Below are 20223 nucleotides of genomic sequence, written 5' to 3'. Positions count from 1 at the left end.
GTTGAACGCCACGCCGGACCCGCGCTGGGCACCGCACGCCACCGTCGCCACGGTGGTGGTCGACGGCGGCCGCGTGCTGCTGGTTGAAGAGACCATCGACGGCCGCCAGGTGCTGAACCAGCCTGCCGGCCACCTCGAGCCGGGCGAAAGCCTGGCCGAGGCAGCCCTGCGCGAGACCCGCGAGGAAACCGGCTGGACGGTGCAGCTGACCCATTTCATCGGCTGCTACCAGTGGACTGCCGGCGACGGCACCGCGTTCCTGCGCTTCTGCTACGCCGCGCGCCCGCTCTCACACGACCCGGCGCAGCCGCTGGACACCGGCATCGACCGCGCGCTGTGGCTGACCCCGGCCGAGCTGCAGGCCGCCGGCGAGCGCCAGCGCAGCCCGCTGGTCTGGCAGGTGGTGGCGGATTACCTGGGTGGCCAGCGCCATCCGCTTTCGCTGGTCCGGGAGGTCGCATGAGCACGCCGCGCGTGATGGTGGGCGTCTCTGGTGGTGTCGACTCTTCCGTCGCGGCCTGGCGCCTGGTACAGCAGGGCGAGGCCGTGGCAGGCCTGTTCATGCAGAACTGGGCCGACGACGGCAGCGGTGACTGCCGCGCTGAGGATGACCGCCGCGATGCGGTCGCCGTATGCGGCCTGCTCGGTATCCCGTTCCACTTCCGGGACTTCTCCAGCGAGTACTGGCAGGGTGTGTTCGAGCACTTCCTGGCCGAGTACGCCGCTGGCCGCACGCCGAACCCGGACGTGCTGTGCAACCGCGAGGTGAAGTTCAAGCATTTCCTGGATGCCGCCCGCGAGCTGGGCGCCGAGCGCATCGCCACCGGCCATTACGCGCGCGTAGCCCAGCGCGGTGGCCAATGGCTGCTGCTGCGTGGCGCCGACCGCTCCAAGGACCAGAGCTACTTCCTGCACCAGCTGGGCCAGGCGCAGCTGGCAGCGACCCTGTTCCCGATCGGCGACCTGGAAAAGACCGACCTGCGCCGGATTGCGCGCGACGTCGGCCTGCCGACCCACGCCAAGAAGGATTCCACCGGCATCTGCTTCATCGGCGAGCGCGACTTCCGCGAGTTCCTTGGACGCTATTTGCCGGCCAAGCCGGGCCAGATCCTCGACCCGGCCGACGGCAGCGTGATTGCCGAGCATCCGGGCGTGTTCTATTTCACCCTGGGCCAGCGCGAGGGCCTGAACATCGGCGGCGTACGCGGCCGCCCGGCCGCCCCGTGGTACGTGGTCGGCAAGGATGTGGCCAGCAACGTGCTGTACGTGGACCAGGACCGCGACAGCAAGTGGATGCTTTCCAACCGGCTGCGTTCGGAAACCGCGCACTGGATTGCCGGCTCGCCGCCGTCGCGGCGCTTTGAATGCACCGCACAGACCCGCTACCGCCAACCTGACGAGCCGTGTACGGTCCAGGTGCTGGACGATGGCAGCGTGCTGGTCACCTTCGCGCGCTCGCAGCGTGCCGTTACCCCCGGTCAATCACTGGTGCTGTATGACGGTGATGTGTGCCTGGGTGGCGCGGTGATCGCCGCCACCGATGCGCCGCTGGAACAGCGTCTGCGCACCACTCCTTCCCCTTTTGAGGTATCCGCTGCATGAGTTTCACTGTCGACGACCGCGTCCTGGCCCTGGCCGGCATTGCCCAGGCCCTGCAGCAGGTACGCCGCATCGCCGATACCGGCCATTCCGACGCCGCCGCCGTGCGCACCGCCGTGGACAGCGTGTTCCGTGTCGATGCGTCCTCGCCGCAGGCGGTATTCGGTGACCGCCATGCACTGAAGGCCGGGCTGCGCCTGCTGCACAACTACTTCCGCAACCAGGGCCAGGATCCGATCCTGCCCAAGCTGGCCCTGTCGGTGCTGCAGCTGGAGCGCCGCTTCGTTCAGGATGGCGCCACGGTGAACAAGGTCGCCTCGGGCATCGAGCGCGCCCAGCGCCAGGCCGCCGAGCTGGGCGACAGCGGCCACCCGGATGTGCTGGCCAGCCTGGGCAGCCTGTACGCGGACACCATCAGCCACCTCAAGCCGCGGGTGATGGTGCAGGGCAACCCGCACTACCTGGGCCAGGCTGGCGTGGTGGCCGAGATCCGCGCCCTGCTGCTGGCCGCGGTGCGCTCGGCGGTGCTATGGCGGCAGCTGGGCGGCAGCTACTGGGACTTCCTGTTCGGCCGCAAGGCGATGATCGAGGCGGTGGACCGCCAGCTGGCGTAAGCGCATGGGGTCCGGGCGCTTTTCCATGGAAAAGGGAATCGGACACCGAATCACCGCCAGCGCCGGAAAACCGGCGCATTCAGAATGCACTTCGGGGCACATCGACGTTAAAGAGAAAGGGGGTACGGCCGATACATCCTCCGTGCACCTCCCGAGAACGTCCATGTACTCACGCATTTTCATCCGTCTGGCCGCCCCCCTGGCTCTGACCCTGCTGCTCCCCTTCGCCATCGGTTTCGAATGGCCGGCCGCCCTGCGCTGGGCGATCCTGACCACGATGACGCTGAGCTGGCTCGGCTTTGCGTGGTGGACCACCCGCGCCCAGACGCACCGTTCCCCGGAACATGCCCGTGTCCTGCGTGAGCAGGACCAGCTGCTGACCGAACTGCGCAACTTCGTCGGCAACGAGATTGAGGGTTCGCGCGGCGAAGTGGAACGCGCCCGTGACCTGATCCGCCAGGCCGTCTCCAGTCTCGGTGGCAGCTTCGATGCGATGAACCGCAAGTCGCGCCAGCAGAGCCAGGCCCTGTCGCGCATCGTCGACCGCGCCGGTGATGAAGGCAACGCCGGCCTCGACGTTGCCCGTTTCGCCCAGCACGCCAGCCACCGCATGGAGCAGCTGGTGGAAGCGCTGGAACAGGTCAGCGGCCAGAGCAGCACCACCGTGCAGCACATCGACCAGATGGCGCAGCACCTGGATGGCATCTTCGCGCTGCTGGAAGACGTCAAGTCGATCGCCGACCAGACCAACCTGCTGGCGCTGAACGCGGCCATCGAAGCGGCGCGTGCCGGTGAAGCCGGTCGTGGCTTCGCCGTGGTCGCCGACGAAGTGCGCAACCTGTCCGAGCGCTCGACCACCTTCAACGAGCAGATCCGCAAGCTGGCGCACAGCTCCAAGGACGCCATTGCCAAGGTGCGCGAGACGGTCTCGCACATGGCCTCGCGTGACATGGACCGCTCCCGTGAAGCGCGCCAGGAAGCGGCCGCGATGCTCGACAACGTGGCCCAGATCAACGCTTCGCTGGGTGACGGCATGCGCGAAGTGTCCGAGTGCGCCCGTGCGATCGATGGCAGCGTGGCTGAAGCCGTGCGCGCCCTGCAGTTCGAGGACATCGCCACCCAGGCCCTGGGCGGCGTGCACACCCACCTGGACCGCCTGACCGCGATCAACCGCGAAGCTGTGGCCCTGCAGGAGCTGCTGCACCGCAATGGCGGCGTGTTCGACGAAGAGATCGCCACCGCCCTGCAGCGCACCGGCAACCGCCTGCGCGAACTGCGCAGCGAATGGGAACGCCCGCCGCACAAGCCGGTTGCCCAGCAGAGCATGGGCGCCGGCACCGTCGAGCTGTTCTGATCCTGATGTCCGCTGCCCTCGCCGGCAGCCCGCAAGGCCCCGGTTCCTCCGGGGCCTTTGCCTGTGACCCGCCGTTGGATGCATCCTGTACGCGCACCATGACCCTGATCCGCGCCCTGCCCGCCCTGACCGACACCGAGCGCCCGCGCAACGCGAGCGTGCGTGAGCAGCTGCAACAGCTGGAGGATGTGGCACGCGAGGAGATCCGCGAGCTGCAGCAGCTGGTGGACGCGCGCCCGGCCCCGTCGCGGGCGGACGAGGCGCTGCTGGGCCTGGCCTGGGATCTCGGGCTGGATGGGGAAGCGCTGAAGTAGATCCACGCCATGCGTGGATGAACAGTCCCGCATGGCATGATGCCCCGGTCCCGTCCATGGAAGACCGATGGCCATCGCCCTGATCGCACTCCTGCTGTTGGAGACCGTCCTCCTGATGGCCTGGGTGGCCGGCTATTTCAGCTGGGGCATCGCCCTGTTCAACGAACGCATTGCGGCGTCACCGGCCATGCAGGCCCGCCTCTCGCTGGGCAGCCTGGAACGTGACCTGCCGCAGGACAAATGGCTGGACCTGGCATTCCATGCGCTACCCGACGGCAGCATGGCGTTCCGCGAGAGCTTCGCGCCGAGCTTCGGCCTGCGCTATTTCCCGGTGATGCGAGGACGCGTCGTGCTCAACGCGCGACGGCATGAGGTGCGGGTGATCGGCCTGTGCAGCTGGTTCGTGGCAATCCTGTCGCTGGTGCTCTTGCCGCTGGTGGCGATGCGCCCGATGGTGGCGCCGATGCTGCTGGTGCTGCCGCTGTTCCTGGCCAGCTATCTGGTCCAGAAGCGGCGCTATGCGGCCATTGTCGAGGCATTGCGCATGCAGTTGACGGCGGATTTTCCGAGGTAGATCCACGCCATGCGTGGATGATCGAGAGGCACAAGCATCCATGCCGACCAACGGTCGGCACCCACCAAAGCGGGTTGCGGTAGATCCACGCCATGCGTGGATGGACACAGCAGCCAGGGTCAGTTCCAACGAGTGCAGTTGATCACCGCACCAGCATCACTTCCCCACTGGCATCGGTGCGCAGCGAAACCGGCTGCGGCTGGCGCAGCCACTGCGCCAGGTCGCGCGGGCTGAGCGGGCGCGAGTACAGGTAACCCTGGATCTCGTCGCAGCCCTGGCGGCGCAGCATGTCTTCTTCCTGGTGCGTTTCCACGCCCTCCGCCACCACCTTCATGCCCAGCGCATGGCCCAGGTGCACGATGGCCTGAGTGACTTCCGCCGTGCCCGAGTCATGCAGCATCCCTTGCACGAAACTGCGGTCGATCTTCAGGCGCCCCACCGGGAAGCGGTTGAGGTAGTTGAGGTTGGAGAAGCCGGTACCGAAGTCGTCCACCGCCAGCGGTACGCCGTGCCGTTCGAGCACGTCGAAGCAATGGCGCAGGATGTCGGTGTCACGGATCAGCGCCGACTCGGTCAGCTCCAGTTCCAGCCGTTGCGGCGGCCAGCCATGGGCATGGCAGATCTCGATCACGCGTTCGGCGAAGCCACGATCACGCAGCTGCACCGCCGACACATTGACCGCGATGCGATCAAACTGCAGTCCGGCGCGGTCCCAGGCGGTGGCCTGGCGGCAGGCCTCGTTCAGCACCCAGTCGCCGATGCGCACGATCTCGCCGCACTTTTCGGCAATGGGAATGAACTCGGCCGGGCTGCAGTAGCCAATCCCGGGCCGGTGCCAGCGCAACAGTGCCTCGATCGCCGGTGGCTCACCGTGGTGAGCGTGCAGCAACGGCTGGTAGGCCAGGCTGAACTCGTCGCGCTCGATGGCCCCATGCAGGGCATGCTCGACGTCCAGCCGGCGCTGGATGCGGGCCAATGCGTCCTGGCTGTAGTACTGGTAGGTATTGCGCCCGGCTTCCTTGGCCGCGTACATCGCGGCGTCGGCAGCACGCAGCAGGGAATCAAAGTCGGCCTGCGCATCGCCCAGCATCGCGATGCCGACGCTGGCGCCGACCTTCAACGTGGTCTCGCCACGGCGCAGCGGCTCGGCCAACGAGGCGATCAGCTTGCGCGCCACGTGGCCGGCGTCTTCCGGCTCGGCCAGGTCGCGCAGCACCACAATGAACTCGTCGCCACTGAAGCGGCCGAACAGGTCGTTGTTGCGCAGGTTCTGGTGCAGTCGGGTGGCCGCCGCCTTCAGCAGCGCATCGCCGGTGGCGTGGCCGAAGCTGTCGTTGATGGTCTTGAAGCCGTCCAGGTCGATGAACAGCATCGCCAGCGAGGTTCCGCGGTCGCGTGCTTCCTCGATGGCCTCGGCGGTCTGCTCGCCGAGCAGCACACGATTGGGCAGGCCGGTCAGCAGGTCGTAGTGGGCCAGCAGTTCGATGCGTTCGTTGGCTTCGCGCTCGCGGGTGATGTCACGGAACAGGACAACGAACCGCGGCGGCAGGCCGTCACGGCGGTCCAGTTCAATCAGCACCTGCACCCACACGCGCAGGCCGGACTGGCGGTAGAAGCACAGGTCCAGCTGCTCGGGCAGGCCGCCGTTGGCGATACGGGCGAGTGCCGCCTCGAACGCGTTGCGCGAGTCCTCCGTGTACAGCGCCAACGCCTGGTCGAGGGTGATCGGTTCCTTGCGCAGGCCATGGATGCGGTAGCACTCCTCGGTCCACTGCATGCTGCGGGTCTGCACCTCGATCTCGCAGCCGCCGATGCGGCCCAGCGCGGAGACCCGGTTCAGCAGTTCGGTGCGCCAGCGGATCAACGCATCGGTCTGGTGCTGTTCGGTGATGTTCTGTACCTGGCCGAGCAGGCGCTTGGGTTGCCCGTCCATGTCCAGCAGCGGCTGCATCCACAGGCGCAGGTGCTGCGAAGGCTCATGGCCGCGGGTCAGCTCCAGCTCGAGGTTGGCAGCGCGGCCATCGCGCCATAACCGCCGCCATGCCGCACGCAACGCACCCCGCGAGCGGGGGTGAAGCTGCTTCAACCAGCGCCGCTGGCCGGGCACGGCGCCCTGCTCCAGCGCCAGCAGCGAGCGCAGTTCCGGCGACCACCAGAAATGGCCGCTGTTGGGATCGAACGACCAGCTGCCCATGCTGGCGATGCGCTGGGCCTCGCTCAGGTGCAGCTGCTGTTCCTGCAGCAGCGATTCGAGCTGCTTCTGCTGCTCGATATCGGTATGCGTGCCGACCATGCGCAGGGGCTGGCCATCGGCGGTGCGAGCGACCACGCGGCCGCGATCGAGCACCCAACGCCACTGGCCATCGGCCTGGCGGAAACGGAACTGTGCACTGTACTGCTCGCTGCGCCCATGCAGGTGCTCGTCGAGCGCTGCGCGCACCAGGGCGATGTCCTCGCTGTGCACCCGAGCCAGCAGCTCGGTGGCGCTCTCGTCGCCCAGCGCCGGCGTCCGCATCACGCGGTCAGTGGGAATGTCCCAGTCCCACAGGCTGTGGCCGGCACTGTCCAGCGCCAGTTCCCAGCGCCCGCCCCGTCCACCGGCACCGGCTCGGGAATGCTGAGGGTGAAGGCCAGCAGGTTGCCGGCGCCGTCGTGCACCGCACGCAGGTGGCCGTCGTAGTGGCCGCGGGGGCCGCCCGGCAGCGTGCAGGCCACGATGCCGCCATCGGCGGCCATCAGGCGCAGATCTTCCAGCATCGGCGCATAGGCCGCCACGGTGGCTGGCAGGCCATGCTCGCGCGCGGCCGGATTGGCCGCCAGCGGGCGCCCGGTACGGTCGACAATGACCAGCGCCGACGCAAGCGGGTGCTGCAGCAGGCTGGCGATGATCCCTTGGTCCACGCGATCTTGCTCCGGATGACACGCCCGTCAGCGGGGCACGCAGTGGTTAACGGCGCCTGCGGCGGATAATTGAGTGGTCACGGCGCGCTGCGGGGTAAGATGACCAGCGCCCCTGTCACCCGCCTCGTCCATGCCTGCAGAACCGACCGGCAACGCCCCTGTTCCCGACCCGCGGATGGCGCAGGCGCTGAGCCGTGACCGGCGCCGGGTGGTGTTGAGCTACCTGGTGATGGCGCTGGCCTGGATGATCTCTACCGACAGCGTGGTGCAGGCGCTGGTGCCCGATCCGCAGCAGGCGGCACTGTGGCAGGGCCTGAAGGGCTCGTTCTTCGCCCTGGCCAGCGCAGGCCTGCTGTATCTGCTGCTGCGCCCGCTGGCCGAGCACGTGCTGCACACCCACGCGCGCCAACAGGCCTCCGAGCTGCGCCTGCGGCAGATGTTCGAGGGCAATCCCGGCCCGATCCTGGTCTACGACCTGGACACGCTGGCGATCCTCGACGCGAATCCGGCTGCCTGCAGCGCGTTCGGCTGGGAGCGGGGTGACCTTCTGGAGAAGACCATCGACGTGCTGTGGCCGCCCGGCCAGGACCAGGCACTGCAGACCAAGCTGGAGGCGATCCGCGAGGCGCCGCAGGAGCTCTGCATCCTGCGTGCCCAGCTGCAACTGCGTGATGGCTCGCTACGGCAGATGGAGCTGCGGTCCAACGCCATCAGCTATGACGGCCACAACGCCCGCTTGCTGATTGCCATCGACCGCACCGCCGAAGACCTGGCCCAGCTGCGCCGCGACCAGGCGCTGGCCCGGGTCGAGGAAGCCCACGAGCTGGCCCGTATCGGTGCCTGGGAGCTGGACCCGTCCACCGGGCTGGGTCGCTACTCCAACCAGGTCTACCGGCTGCTTGGCCGCCGCCCGCCCGAGGCCCGCCGCTGGCACCGCTTCGACGAACTGCTGGTGCCGGCCGATCCGGCCACTGCCACCCAGACCGAACAGCTGCTGGCCGAACTATGCTCCGGCGAGCCGGTGCAGGTGGACGTGCTGCTGCCCGTCCTGTCGATGGACGGGCGCGCGTTGATGGTGCACCTGCGCGCCGCCAGCGGTATCGATGAAGCTGGCCGCAGCCGCGTGCTGGGCACCCTGCAGGACGTGACCGAGCGCGAGCAGTCGCGTCGCCTGCTGCGCGAGCGCGAGGAACAGTTCCGCGAGCTGGTGCGGGTGCTGCCCGATGGCGTGGTGATCCTCGCCGACGAACACGTGTTGTACGCCAACGCCTGGGCCGCCAGCCTGTTCGGCTATGGCAGCCACACCTTGCTGGGCGAACCGCTTTCGGCACTGGTGGACAGCGCCGATCTGGCCCGCGTGCGCAGCCAGCTGCGTGCGGGCCAGCTGCACCTGGGGCCGGGCCACAGCAGCGTGGTGGCGATGCAGCGCGCAGATGGCCGCAGCTTCCATGCCGGCCTGGCAGTGGGCGAGGTGCGCTATGGCGGCCGCGACTGCAAGCTGCTGATCGTGCGCGATCTCAGTGATTCCGAACGCATCCGCAGCGCGCTGGAAACCAGCAACCGCGAACTGCAGGCCATGGCCGGCCGCCTTTTCTCGCTGCAGGAGGATGAGCGCCGCGCGATCTCGCGCGACCTGCACGACGATATCGGCCAGGCGATCACGGCGATCAAGCTGTCTGCCTATGCCGCGCAGGACGAGGACGATCCGCAACGCCGCGGCGAGGACCTGGCACAGATCGTCAGCCTGGCCGATACCACGGTGGCCAAGCTGCGCGACATCTCTACCCTGCTGCGGCCGCCGCAGCTGGACGCACTGGGCCTGGAAGCGGCGCTGAGCTGGCAGGCACGGGTACTGTTCCGTTCCTCGCCGGTGGAGCTGCTGGCCGAGATCGAGCCGCTGCCGCACCGTCCCGACAACAGCATCGAACAGGCCTGCTTCCGTATTGCCCAGGAAAGCCTGACCAACGTGCTGCGCCACGCCCGTGCCAGCCAGGTACAGCTGCAGCTGCGCGACGTCGGCCAGCGCGGCCTGCACCTGCAGATCCGCGACGACGGCGAGGGTTTCGACCCCGACGGCCCGCGCGGACTGGGCCTGATCGTGATGCGCGAGCGTGCGCAGAGCGTCGGTGGCCATGTACGGATCGAATCCGCGCACGGTGAAGGCACCCTGATCGACGTTCATCTCCCCTACCAGGCAGCCAGCATGGCCGCCGCCGAGTCACCGGACTACTGAGCCTATGTGGAATCCCAACCAGCCCCCGGTCAGCATCGATGATGCGCCTGATCGCCTCGGTGCCGGCAACCCCGAGTTGCAGGTGATGGTCGCCGAGGCGGCCTCGGGCGGTACCGCACTCATGCTGATGCATGTGGACATCGACCACTTCGCCTCTGTCAACGAAAACATGAGCGCCGAGGTAGGTGACCAGGCACTGGTGCTGGTTGCGCAGCGGTTGCAGTCCTACCTGCGAGGGCGCGGCAAACTGTGGCGCCACGGCAGCGACGAGTTCCTGATCGCGGTGCCACGCACAGCCGAGGTGCCACTGCCGGAGGATTTCGCCGAGGAAATCCGGCAGCAGATGGAACTGCCGCTGTCGGTCCTGCCGTACACGTTGTTCATGACCGGCAAGCTGGGCGTGAGCCTGTGCCCGGAGCATGCCAGCAACGTTTCACGCCTGCTGGACCACGCCGAAGATGCGCTGTACCAGGCCGCCCGCGAGGGCGGCAACGCGGTGCGCATCCACGCCGTGGACACGCCGCCGAGCGCGCACAGCGAGAGCATCATCGCGCGGCAGATCGTCGATGCCATTCCCAACGGCGAACTGAAACTGCGCTACCAGCCGTTGGTCAGCGCCCGCGATGGCCACGTGGTCGGCATGGAAGCGCTGCTGCGCTGGCAGTCACCGACGCTGGGCATGCTGGTGCCGGAGCGCTTCATGCGCACCGCCGAGCGGCTGGGCATCATCGTGCAGATCGGCACCTGGGTGCTGGAAGGTGCACTCAAGCAGGCCCGCCTGTGGCGCGACCAAGGCTTCGACGATTTCACCATCGCGGTGAACGTCTCCACCCTGCAGCTGCTGCGGCCGAACTTCTTCGCCGAAGTGATGGGCCTGATCCAGGCCGCGGGCATACCGGCACAGATGCTGACGCTGGAGATCAACGAAAGCGCGCTGACCAACAACGTCAACTTCGTGCATGAGACGCTGGCCAACCTGCGCAACGAGGGCATCAGCCTGAGCCTGGACAACTTCGGCACCGGTGACTCCAGTCTCAGTGCGCTGGTGCGCTACCCGGTGGACAAGCTGAAGATCGACCGCAGCTTCATCAAGAGCGCGCCGGCCGGCAACCGCGAGGCGGCCATCGCCCGCGCGATCATCGCCATGGGCCATCAGCTGGGCATGACGGTGATCGCCAACGGCGTTGAATCGCAGGCGCAGCTTGGCTTCCTGCGTCGCAACGACTGTGATGTGTTCCAGGGCTACCTGTTCGGCGAACCGATGTCGGCCGATGCCGCAGGCATGACCCTGCGCCGCCGCTACCTGCGCCCGGAAGCTTTCGCCGAGACCCGTCCCGACCGCACGCTGCTCTTGCTGGACGACGAAGAGAACGTGTTGCGATCGCTGGTGCGGCTGTTCCGTCGCGACGGCTACCGCATCCTGGCGGCCGGCAACGTGCGTGATGCGTTCGACCTGCTGGCGATCAACGACGTGCAGGTGATCCTGTCCGACCAGCGCATGAGCGACATGAGCGGCACCGAGTTCCTCGGCCGGGTGAAGATGCTGTACCCGGACACGATCCGGTTGGTGCTGTCCGGCTATACCGATCTGAACACGGTGACCGATGCGATCAACCGCGGCGCGATCTACCGCTTCCTGACCAAGCCATGGAACGACGACGAGCTGCGCAAGCATATCCACCAGGCGTTCCGCACGTACGAGGAACAGCGCCGCAGCAACGCCGGGCCGGCGCCGGTGGAGAGCGGAGACGGCGGCGAGGACCGCCCGCTGCGGTAACGATCCAGCTTGGCAGAGCCGGCCGCTGGCCGGCTGCTCTGGGTGTCCGGTTCAATGAGGTTGCCGGCCAGCCGATTGGTCCTGGTAGAGCCGGCCGCTGGCCGGCTGCTCTGGGATGTCCGGTTCAATGAGGTTGCCGGCCAGCGGCCGGCACTACCGATTGGTCCTGGTAGAGCCGGCCGCTGGCCGGCTGCTACGTGACGGGGTTAGTGAGGTTGCCGGCCAGCGGCCGGCACTACCCGAGGCGCGACCCAGGCCGGGACAGGCCCTGGTAGAGCCGGCCGCTGGCCGGCTGCTACGTGACGGGGTTAATGAGGTTGCCGGCCAGCGGCCGGCATTACCCGAAGCGGTCAGCGCGGCTGCTTCACCGGCAGCACCACGCGGAAGCGCGAGCCTACGCCCGGGGTGCTGTCCAGGTCGATCCGGCCATGGTGCTTGTTGATGATGCTGTAGGAGATCGACAGGCCCAGGCCCGTGCCACTGCCCACCGGCTTGGTGGTGAAGAACGGATCGAAGATGCGTTGGCGCAGTTCCGGCGAGATGCCACCGCCGGTGTCCTCGAACTCGACCCACACCTGGTCGCCATCGACGCCGGTGCGCACGGTGATCGTGCCGCGCTCGGCGATGGCATGGCCCGCGTTGAGCAGCAGGTTCATGTAGACCTGGTTCAACTCCGATGGCAGGCATTCCACCAGCGGCAGTTGGCCGAACTCGCGTACCAGGGTGACCTTGTACTTGAGCTCGTTCCAGATGATGTTGATGGTCGATTCCAGGCCCGCGTGCAGGTCGACCAGCTTCCACGACTCGTCACGCCCGGAATACGAGAAGTCTTTCAGATCACGCACGATGCGCGTCACCCGTTCGATGCCTTCGCGCGATTCGGCCATCAGCTGCGGCAGGTCGCGGCTGATGAAATCGATGTCCAGGCGGTCACGGATGTCATCGATCTCCGGGATCAGCGCCTTCGGGTCCGGCGCACGCAACGCGCGTTCGTAGGCTTCGATCACGGTGAACAGGCTGCGCAGGTACTCCTGCAGGCTGCCCAGGTTTGAGTGCACGTAGCCGATCGGATTATTGATCTCGTGCGCGACGCCGGCAGCAAGCTGGCCGATCGAGGCCATCTTCTCAGATTGCAGCAGTTTCTCCTGGGTACCGTTGAGCCGCAGGTAGGCCTGGCGCAGCTCGGCGTGGCGCTGCTGCAGTTCTCGCTCGTAGTCTTCCTGTCCTTCGATATGGCGGAACAAGGCCAGGAAGTGCCCCTGTCCCACCGGGCCGTGGTGATACAGGTGGGCGATGACCACGCCCTCGCCCAGCGGCAGGCTGCCGTTCCAGTGACCATGCTGGCGCGCGTGTTCCAGCGCATCGGGGGGCAGCAGCTCGCGAAGCCGCTGCGGGGGCGGCAATGCACCATCCTCACCGCTTGCCAACAGGTTCTGCGCGGCTGGATTGGCCAGCGCAACCTGCCCGTCTTCGGTGAACAGCAGCAGCCCTTCGCGCAGGCGCTCAAGCAGGGCCTGCAGTACCGGCTGTGGCGGAAGGGGGGGGTAACCAGGGCGTTGGCAGCGGACACGGCGACTCGGGGGCATTCGAACAGACGCCCAATATACGCGCTCGTGCAGCGGGCTTCAGCCCGCGTGATGGGGTTGTTCGACCGCCGCCTCAGGCGACGGCGAGTGGGCGGCGCGCTGTGACGGTGTGCGCCTGCCCCTTGGCATCGTAGGCCGAGGCATCTTCGGTGCGCCCGAGCTGGCGCAGGGCCCAGTTGACCTCGCGGCGCCGGCGCGACAGCAGCACGCCGTTGGCGCGGTTGCGTTCGGCCAGTTCCTGCAGCTGCTCGCCTTCTCCGACCGGCGGCGCGCCTTCCAGCGCACGCAGCGCTTCCAGCTTGGCGCCAGTGGCCCGGATCAGGGCGTGCACGTCGTGCTCGACCAGGGCCTGGCGTTCAACGTCCAGGGCTTGGGCAAGACGCTGCAGCGGCTCGCTCATCGCCGCAGTCATCCGTGCAGCTGCTGGTCCAGCTCGAGCATGCGCGATGCGATCGCGTCCGGATTGATCTTGTAGGTGCCGTTCTGCAGCGCCTCGCGCACGGCGGCCACGCGCTGGGCGTCGATTGCCGGGGCGGTGGTCAGCTCACGCTCGATTGCCTGCAGATTGGTGGCCTCGCCGGTCAGGCGCAGGCTGTCGGCCGCCTCGACCGGGCGTGCCGCCGCATCGGTGCTTACACCGGGCTTGTTGGCCGGGGTCGTCACGCTGCGCAGGGCCTGGGGGACCTGCAGGTTGCCGTCGATTTTCTGGCTCATGGGGTGTCCTGGAGTTGCCGTTCACATGGGATAACGGCCGCAGGGCCGTGATCTTTAGGGATATTCTGCGGTAATTCAACGCGCCACGATTACGTCACCGGCGGCGTCGACCGTGCCCTGCACGATCCGCCGCGAGGACAGGTTCTCGACCGAGACCCGCTCGTTCTCACCCGCGTCACCCATCGCACGGCCTGCAATACGGACCTCGACCGAGCCGCGACGCGAGACCAGCGCCACATTGTCTCCTCGCTTGATGAGACGCTGCACCACCAGATCGTTGCTCGACAGCAGGGCCCCGGCCTGCAACGGACGGCGGGCGATGCGGCCGATCGCTGCGTTGGGATCGGCCAGCACCGCACCGGCAATCCGGGCAGCGTCACGCTGGGCAGTGGTGATATCGGCGGCAGTGAGGGTTTCTCCAGTGCCGATTCCGCGGTTGAGCACCAGTACGGTCTGGTTGCGCCGCACTTTCACTGGCACGAACAGGCGCCAGCCACCGGCGTCGGGACAGCTGACTTCCACCGTGGTGTTGGCGGTGGGCTGCACCTGCAGCGCGCCGCCACACTTGGGCAGGCGCAGCGCATCGGCCACCTGCGCCTCCCCCTCGCTGCCGGCAGGCAGCGTCGACAACGCCGCCGCGCGGATGCTGGCAACCGGCTGCCACTCTGCAGCGGCTGCCCATGGCGCGGCCGCGGCGAGCGCGATGGCCAATAGAGTTGTGACCCGGCGCATGGCGCCTCCTGTCGATGGAATCTGGCCCATCTGCGTGCAAGGTGTGTGCCAGAGACGAGGTCTCGGGATGGGGATGTGTAGAGTCGACTGTTAGTCGACTTTCGCGTCAGTCGACTTTCGCGCGAAGCGCGGGGTTTCCCGCGACCGGATAAGAGCAGTCGACCGCGAAGAGCAGTCTGCTAGAAGAGCAGTCTGCTAGAAGAGCAGTCGACTAACAGTCGACTCTACAGAAGCGGTGTGGAGCGCAGGCGGCAGAGCGCCCTCAAGTTTGGCGCCCAACACGCCGATACAGCAGCCATGTCCCATGACCTGCTCAACCGGATCGACCAGCGGACCCGCCTGGCCGGCCACAACCGCCTGGCGCTGCTGCTGTTCCGTCTCGGCGGACGTCAGCTTTTTGGCGTCAATGTCTTCAAGGTGCAGGAAGTCCTGCGTCGCCCGGAGCTGTTCCAGGTGCCCGGACTGCCCAGCCAGTTCTCCGGCGTGGCCGACGTGCGTGGCCGCTCGGTGCCGGTGCTGGACCTGGGCCTGGCCATCGGCCACCCCGAGCGCGAGCCCGATGCGGACACCTCGCCCGGCTATCTGGTCGTCACCGAATTCAACCGTTCGATCCAGGGCTTCCTGGTCAGCGGCGTGGAGCGCATCGTCAACATCGCGGTGGAAGACATCCACCCGCCGCCGGAACTGGGCGCCGAATCGAGCTACCTGACCGCGGTGACCCGCTTCCAGGGCGAGCTGATCCAGGTGATCGACGTGGAAAGCGTACTGGCCGACATCGCCCAGGTCCGTGGCGAAGCGGTGCTGGACCCGACCATGGCAATGCCGGCCGACGGCCCGCAGCTGCAGGTGCTGGTGGTGGACGACTCGCGCGTAGCCCGCCAGCAGATCCGCAGCGTGCTGGACCAGCTGGGGGTGGGCGCCACCCTGCTCTCCGATGGCAAGCAGGCACTGGACCACCTGCTGCAGATCCATGCCTCCGGCGAGAACCCGGCCGAGCGCTACGCCATGGTCATCTCGGACATCGAGATGCCGGCCATGGACGGCTATACGCTGACGACGGAAATCCGGCGCCATCCGGGCCTGGCCGGCCTGTACGTGCTGCTGCACACCTCGCTGTCGGGCGTATTCAACAACGCGATGGTCGAGCGCGTCGGCGCCAATGCCTTCGTCGCCAAGTACTCGCCGCACGAACTGGCTGACTTCGTGCTGGACCGCCTGCGCAAAGTCGCGATGGCGGCCTGACGTCCACTGATCCGGTAGTGCCGGCCGCTGGCCGGCAACCGCAGATCCATCGGGGAGCCGGCCAGCGGCCGGCACTACCCTCTCGAATTTGGCACACCCCTTGCAGCTTCCCGGGCAACGTTCCCGTGGGAGTGCACCGTGCGCAACCTGATTACCGACTACCTGGGCGTCCATGCCCAGGCCATGCCGTTGCGCGAACAGCGGATGAAGCTGATCGCCAGCAACCTCGGCAATGCCGATACTCCCGGCTACAAGGCCCAGGACCTGGACTTCGACGCCGCCCTGCGCCATGCCCAGGGGCAGGATGCCAATGGCCTGATGGCCACCACCCATGAGCAGCACTACGAAATCAGTAGCGGCCTGAACCCGTTCCAGATCGCGCGCGAAGGCGTGCAACCCAGCCTGGACGGCAACACCGTCGATCCCGATGCCGAGCGTGCGGCCTATGGCCGCGCCGCGCTCGAGTACCGCGCTTCGCTCAGCTTCGTCGAGAGCAAGGTGCGTTCCATGTTGACCGCGATCACGGGGCAATAAGCCATGAGCAACCTGCCGATCTTCGATATCGCCGGCTCCGCGCTGCAGGCGCAGTCGGTGCGCATGAGCACCATCGCCTCCAACCTCTCCAACGCCGATACCGTCGCCGGTTCCGTCGACGCGGTGTACAAGCCGCTGGAGCCGATCTTCCAGGCCGTCACCAGCAAGAACGATCCGAACATCACCTCGGTGAAGGTGAAGGAAATCACCCAGAGCGATGCGGCGCCGATCAAGCGCTATGAGCCGGGCCACCCGCTGGCCGATGGCGATGGCTACATCTACCAGCCCGACGTCGACCCGGTGGCGCAGATGGTCAACCTGATCTCGACCTCGCGCAACTACCAGGCCGGCGTGGAGATGCTGACCACCGCCAAGGAACTGGCCCTGGCCACCCTGACCATGGGCCGCTGAGGCCCGCAGTACCGGATACCGCCATGACCACCGCCGTCAACAACCAGACCAACCAGGACGTCTATACCGCACTTGGTCTGAACGCCCCGAACAGCAACGCCACCAAGAAGAAGAACACGCTGGACCAAGCCGATTTCCTGCGCCTGATGACCGAGCAGCTGCAGCACCAGGACCCGCTGAAGCCGATGGACAACACCCAGATGGTCGCGCAGATGGCGCAGATGTCCACCGTGCAGGGCATCACCGATCTGAACAAGACGGTGAAGGGCTTCCAGGAATCGATGGCCAGCGACCAGGTGCTGCGTGGCGCGGCACTGGTCGGCCACCAGGTGCTGGTGCCGTCGGAAAAGCTGGTACTGGAGAAGGAGGGCAGCGTCGAAGGCACGGTGGCCGCGCCGTCGGCCGGCATCATCACCGTGGACATCACCGATGCCAACGGCACCAAGGTCACCTCGCTGAGCGTGGAAGCCAAGGCCGCTGGTGAAACCGCGTTTCAGTGGGACGGCAAGGACGCCAACGGCAAGCGCATGGAACCGGGCAAGTACTCCATCGTCGCCAACCACGTCGACACCACAGGCAAGAGCACCAAGTTGTCCACCTTCGTGCAGGCCCCGGTGGAGAGCGTGACCGTCGGTTCCGACGGCCTGTACCTGAACCTCAAGGGCCTGGGCACGGCCCCGATCGACTACGTGCTCCGCGTCAGCTGAGCCGCACATTCCGCATCAACCAGGAGCATCCCATGGGCTTCAACGTCTCGCTGTCCGGCATCAATGCCGCCAACACCGACCTGAGCGTCACCGCCAACAACGTCGCCAACGTCAACACCGCCGGCTTCAAGCAATCGCGCGCCGAATTCGCCGACCTGTTCGCCTCCACCAGCTACGGCCTGTCGAAGAACCAGACCGGCTCGGGCGTCCGTGTTTCCAATGTCGCCCAGCAGTTCATCCAGGGCCACAATGAACAGACCGGCCGCAGCCTGGACATGGCGATCTCCGGTGAGGGCTTCTTCACCATGAACATGAACGGCTCGCGCGTGTACTCGCGTGCCGGCAATTTCCAGACCGATTCCGCCGGTTACGTGATCAACCCGCAGGGCGCGCGCCTGCAGGTGTTCGCGCCGAATGCCGATGGCACCAACTTCGATGCAGGCCGTCTGGTCGACCTGCAGCTGCTGACCACCGACAGCCCGCCGAAGCAGACCAGCGAAGTGAAGGTCGGCTTCACCCTGCCGGCCAACGCCAAGCAGCCGACGGTCGCAAATTTCGATCCAACCGACTCCAACAGCTACAACCATTCCAGCGGTGGCATCACCGTGTACGACTCGCTGGGCGTCAGCCATATCCAGGTCTCGTACTTCGTGAAGGGCGCCAATCCAAACGAGTGGACCGTGCACAACTACGTGGACGGCCAACCGGCCGGCACCCCGACCGCGGTCGCCTTCGATAACAGCGGCAAGCTGACCACTCCGGCCAACGGCAAGGTCAGCCTCGGCACGTTCACCCCGACCACCGGCGCCGGTCAGCTCAACATGACGCTGGATATCAGCGGCTCGACCCAGTACGGAGAGAAGTTCGCTCTGCGCAACACCCAGCAGGACGGCTACGCCGCCGGCAAGCTCAACGAGATCACCGTGTCGGAAACCGGCGTGGTCTATGCCCGCTATTCCAACGGTGACGACAAGCCCCTCGGCCAGGTCGCACTGACCACGTTCAACAACACGCAGGGCCTGGAGCAGAAGGGCAACAACCTGTGGGTGGAGACGTTCGAGTCGGGTACGCCGCGCACCGGCATGCCGGACACCTCCAACCTCGGCAAGATCCAGGCCGGCTCGCTGGAAGCGTCCACCGTCGACCTCACCGAGCAGCTGGTCAACATGATCACCGCGCAGCGCAACTTCCAGGCCAACGCGCAGATGATCACCACCCAGGACCAGATCACCCAGACCGTCATCAACATCCGTTGATGACGCGCTGACCCTGTCACGGAACTCCCCGCATGGATAAAGCCCTTTACGTGGCGATGACCGGTGCCCGCGCCTCCCTGCAGGCGCAGGGAACGCTCAGCCACAACCTCGCCAACTCGGACACCCCTGGCTTCAAGGAAGCGCTGGCCAACACCGAAGCCTTCCCGATCAAGGGCCCGGGCTTTGCCTCGCGGGTGGATGCGCTGCACGTCGACGCCGGTTTCAACCGCACGCCCGGCTCGCAGCACATCACCGGCAAGCCGCTGGATCTGTCCCTGCAGACCGGCACCTGGCTGGCCGTGCAGTCCAGCGACGGCAGCGAGGCGTACACGCGCGGCGCAGCGCTGTCGGTCACCCCGAACGGCCAGCTGGTGACCTCCAGCGGCCGTCCGGTACTGGATGACAACAACAACCCGATCGCCATTCCGCCCTACCAGGCGATGGAGATCGGTGCCGACGGCACGCTCTCGATCATCCCGCAGGGCGAAGGCCCGCAGACCATGGCACAGATCGGTCGCATCAAAGTGGTGCAGGCACCGGATGAACGCCTGGAGCGTGGCCTGGATGGCCTGTTCCGCAACACCGACCCACGCCAGCCGTTCGTACCGGCACAGGGTACGGCCGTGCACAGCGGCCAGCTGGAAGGCAGCAACGTGGACGCCGCTGGCGCGCTGGTGCAGATGATCCAACTGCAGCGCCAGTACGAAATGCAGGTGCAGGTGATCAAGCACGGCGACGAGAACGCGCGCAGCGCCAACAGCATGCTGCGCCTGGGCAGCTGACGGAATTCCGGCGCCGGCTGATGCCGGCGCTGGCACACCGCTTGCACACCCGCTACCAAGGGCCGCATCGCGCGGCCGGCTTCACCAGACAGGACACCGAAGATGAACCAGGCATTGTGGATCGCGAAAACCGGACTGGATGCGCAGCAGATGCGCATGTCGGTGGTTTCCAACAACCTCGCCAACACCAACACCACCGGCTTCAAGCAGGACCGCGCCAGCTTCGAGGACCTGCTGTACCAGCAGGTGCGCCAGCCCGGCGGCTCTTCGTCGGCGCAGACGCAGCTTCCGACCGGCCTGCAGCTGGGCACCGGCGTGCGCGTGGTCGCCACCGCCAAGAACTTTGAACAGGGCGGCCAGCAGCAGACCGGTCGCGCGCTGGACGTGATGGTCAACGGCCGCGGCTTCTTCGAAGTTCAGATGCCTGATGGCAGCTCGGCCTACACCCGTGATGGCTCGTTCAAGATCAACCAGGACAGCGAGCTGGTCACCAACAGCGGCTACCCGGTGCAGCCGGGCATCCAGATTCCCGAAGGCGCACAGTCGGTGACCATCGGTACCGACGGCACCATCAGCGTGAAGATGGCCGACGGTGCGGCGTCGGTGGAAGTGGGCGCGCTGACCCTGACCGACTTCGTCAATCCGGCCGGCCTGCAGGCCCGCGGCGAGAACCTGTTCCTGGAGACCACCGCGTCCGGTCCGGCACAGAACGGCAACCCCGGGCTCAACGGCCTCGGCACCGTGGTGCAGGGCGCGCTGGAAGGCAGCAACGTCAACGTGGTGGAAGAGCTGGTGTCGATGATCGAAACCCAGCGCGCCTACGAAATGAACGCCAAGGCGATCTCCACCACCGATTCGATGCTCGGCTACCTCAACAACAAGCTCTGACCGGC

19 protein-coding genes and 1 pseudogene are annotated in these 20223 nt (G+C 66.9%); 15 read left to right on the top strand and 5 right to left on the bottom strand.

Going from position 1 to position 20223, the window contains the following annotated elements; translation table 11 throughout:
• The first annotated feature begins 1 nt into the window (after position 1).
• The 6 genes from BN1263_RS05470 to BN1263_RS05445 all read left to right on the top strand — a co-directional run bounded on the left by BN1263_RS05470 (position 2) and on the right by BN1263_RS05445 (position 4455).
• Positions 2-463 carry an NUDIX hydrolase gene (locus tag BN1263_RS05470; RefSeq protein ID WP_019659635.1) on the top strand — a complete coding sequence of 154 codons (462 nt, stop codon included), beginning with the start codon at positions 2-4 and terminating at the stop codon, positions 461-463.
• Positions 460-1602, top strand: a complete 1143-nt coding sequence (gene mnmA, locus BN1263_RS05465) for a tRNA 2-thiouridine(34) synthase MnmA (RefSeq protein ID WP_058980060.1) — start codon at positions 460-462, stop codon at positions 1600-1602. The genes BN1263_RS05470 and mnmA overlap by 4 nt, the downstream gene beginning before the upstream one ends.
• Positions 1599-2213 carry a high frequency lysogenization protein HflD gene (gene hflD / locus BN1263_RS05460; RefSeq protein WP_021201771.1) on the top strand — a complete coding sequence of 205 codons (615 nt, stop codon included), beginning with the start codon at positions 1599-1601 and terminating at the stop codon, positions 2211-2213. The genes mnmA and hflD overlap by 4 nt, the downstream gene beginning before the upstream one ends.
• 163 nt (positions 2214-2376) lie before the next feature.
• A complete protein-coding gene (locus tag BN1263_RS05455; RefSeq protein WP_058980058.1) occupies positions 2377-3567 on the top strand; it encodes a methyl-accepting chemotaxis protein in 1191 nt (396 codons plus the stop codon).
• A gap of 98 nt (positions 3568-3665) precedes the next feature.
• Positions 3666-3881 carry a hypothetical protein gene (locus BN1263_RS05450; protein WP_058980056.1) on the top strand — a complete coding sequence of 72 codons (216 nt, stop codon included), beginning with the start codon at positions 3666-3668 and terminating at the stop codon, positions 3879-3881.
• 67 nt (positions 3882-3948) lie between these two features.
• Positions 3949-4455 carry a hypothetical protein gene (locus tag BN1263_RS05445; protein ID WP_058980055.1) on the top strand — a complete coding sequence of 169 codons (507 nt, stop codon included), beginning with the start codon at positions 3949-3951 and terminating at the stop codon, positions 4453-4455.
• A 142-nt stretch (positions 4456-4597) separates the two neighbouring features.
• On the opposite strand, the pseudogene BN1263_RS05440 reads toward BN1263_RS05445, so the two are convergent.
• Positions 4598-7356, bottom strand: a pseudogene (locus tag BN1263_RS05440) (EAL domain-containing protein).
• A gap of 130 nt (positions 7357-7486) precedes the next feature.
• On the opposite strand from BN1263_RS05440, the gene BN1263_RS05435 reads away from it, so the two are divergent.
• Both BN1263_RS05435 and BN1263_RS05430 read left to right on the top strand, forming a co-directional pair.
• Positions 7487-9589 (top strand): sensor histidine kinase, encoded by a 2103-nt coding sequence (locus tag BN1263_RS05435; RefSeq protein ID WP_058980052.1) that lies wholly within the window; start codon positions 7487-7489, stop codon positions 9587-9589.
• 4 nt (positions 9590-9593) lie between these two features.
• Complete coding sequence (locus BN1263_RS05430) at positions 9594-11366, top strand: EAL domain-containing protein (protein ID WP_019659626.1); 1773 nt, start codon at positions 9594-9596, stop codon at positions 11364-11366.
• A gap of 350 nt (positions 11367-11716) precedes the next feature.
• Here the strand turns inward: BN1263_RS05430 and BN1263_RS05425 are convergent, their stop codons facing one another.
• The 4 genes from BN1263_RS05425 to flgA all read right to left on the bottom strand — a co-directional run bounded on the left by BN1263_RS05425 (position 11717) and on the right by flgA (position 14398).
• Positions 11717-12952, bottom strand: a complete 1236-nt coding sequence (locus tag BN1263_RS05425; RefSeq protein WP_260832914.1) for an ATP-binding protein — start codon at positions 12950-12952, stop codon at positions 11717-11719.
• Positions 12953-13025: 73 nt separating this feature from the next.
• On the bottom strand, positions 13026-13364 hold the full coding sequence (locus tag BN1263_RS05420) for a flagella protein (protein WP_010485882.1): 339 nt from the start codon (positions 13362-13364) through the stop codon (positions 13026-13028).
• On the bottom strand, positions 13361-13666 hold the full coding sequence (gene flgM / locus BN1263_RS05415; protein WP_019659624.1) for a flagellar biosynthesis anti-sigma factor FlgM: 306 nt from the start codon (positions 13664-13666) through the stop codon (positions 13361-13363). Before flgM ends, BN1263_RS05420 begins: the two co-directional genes overlap by 4 nt.
• A gap of 75 nt (positions 13667-13741) precedes the next feature.
• Positions 13742-14398: a flagellar basal body P-ring formation chaperone FlgA gene (gene flgA, locus BN1263_RS05410; protein ID WP_058980051.1), complete on the bottom strand. Its 657-nt coding sequence runs from the start codon at positions 14396-14398 to the stop codon at positions 13742-13744.
• Between the two features lie 297 nt (positions 14399-14695).
• Between flgA and BN1263_RS05405 the strand changes: the two genes are divergently transcribed.
• The 7 genes from BN1263_RS05405 to flgG all read left to right on the top strand — a co-directional run bounded on the left by BN1263_RS05405 (position 14696) and on the right by flgG (position 20218).
• Positions 14696-15640, top strand: coding sequence for a chemotaxis protein (locus BN1263_RS05405; protein ID WP_010485887.1), 945 nt, complete (start codon positions 14696-14698; stop codon positions 15638-15640).
• A gap of 138 nt (positions 15641-15778) precedes the next feature.
• Positions 15779-16174, top strand: a complete 396-nt coding sequence (flgB, locus tag BN1263_RS05400) for a flagellar basal body rod protein FlgB (protein WP_005409576.1) — start codon at positions 15779-15781, stop codon at positions 16172-16174.
• 3 nt (positions 16175-16177) lie between these two features.
• Complete coding sequence (gene flgC / locus BN1263_RS05395) at positions 16178-16585, top strand: flagellar basal body rod protein FlgC (RefSeq protein ID WP_058980048.1); 408 nt, start codon at positions 16178-16180, stop codon at positions 16583-16585.
• A 23-nt stretch (positions 16586-16608) separates the two neighbouring features.
• On the top strand, positions 16609-17292 hold the full coding sequence (locus BN1263_RS05390; RefSeq protein WP_058980046.1) for a flagellar hook assembly protein FlgD: 684 nt from the start codon (positions 16609-16611) through the stop codon (positions 17290-17292).
• Positions 17293-17324: 32 nt separating this feature from the next.
• Positions 17325-18548, top strand: a complete 1224-nt coding sequence (gene flgE / locus BN1263_RS05385; protein WP_043395607.1) for a flagellar hook protein FlgE — start codon at positions 17325-17327, stop codon at positions 18546-18548.
• 32 nt (positions 18549-18580) lie between these two features.
• Positions 18581-19330, top strand: coding sequence for a flagellar basal-body rod protein FlgF (locus tag BN1263_RS05380; RefSeq protein ID WP_058980044.1), 750 nt, complete (start codon positions 18581-18583; stop codon positions 19328-19330).
• Between the two features lie 102 nt (positions 19331-19432).
• On the top strand, positions 19433-20218 hold the full coding sequence (flgG, locus tag BN1263_RS05375; protein ID WP_005409571.1) for a flagellar basal-body rod protein FlgG: 786 nt from the start codon (positions 19433-19435) through the stop codon (positions 20216-20218).
• Positions 20219-20223 lie beyond the last annotated feature (5 nt).

The organism is Stenotrophomonas thermophila (genome assembly GCF_001499715.1).
GTDB classification, from domain to species: Bacteria; Pseudomonadota; Gammaproteobacteria; order Xanthomonadales; family Xanthomonadaceae; genus Stenotrophomonas; species Stenotrophomonas hibiscicola.
This window is presented reverse-complemented; position numbering and strand designations above follow the sequence as displayed.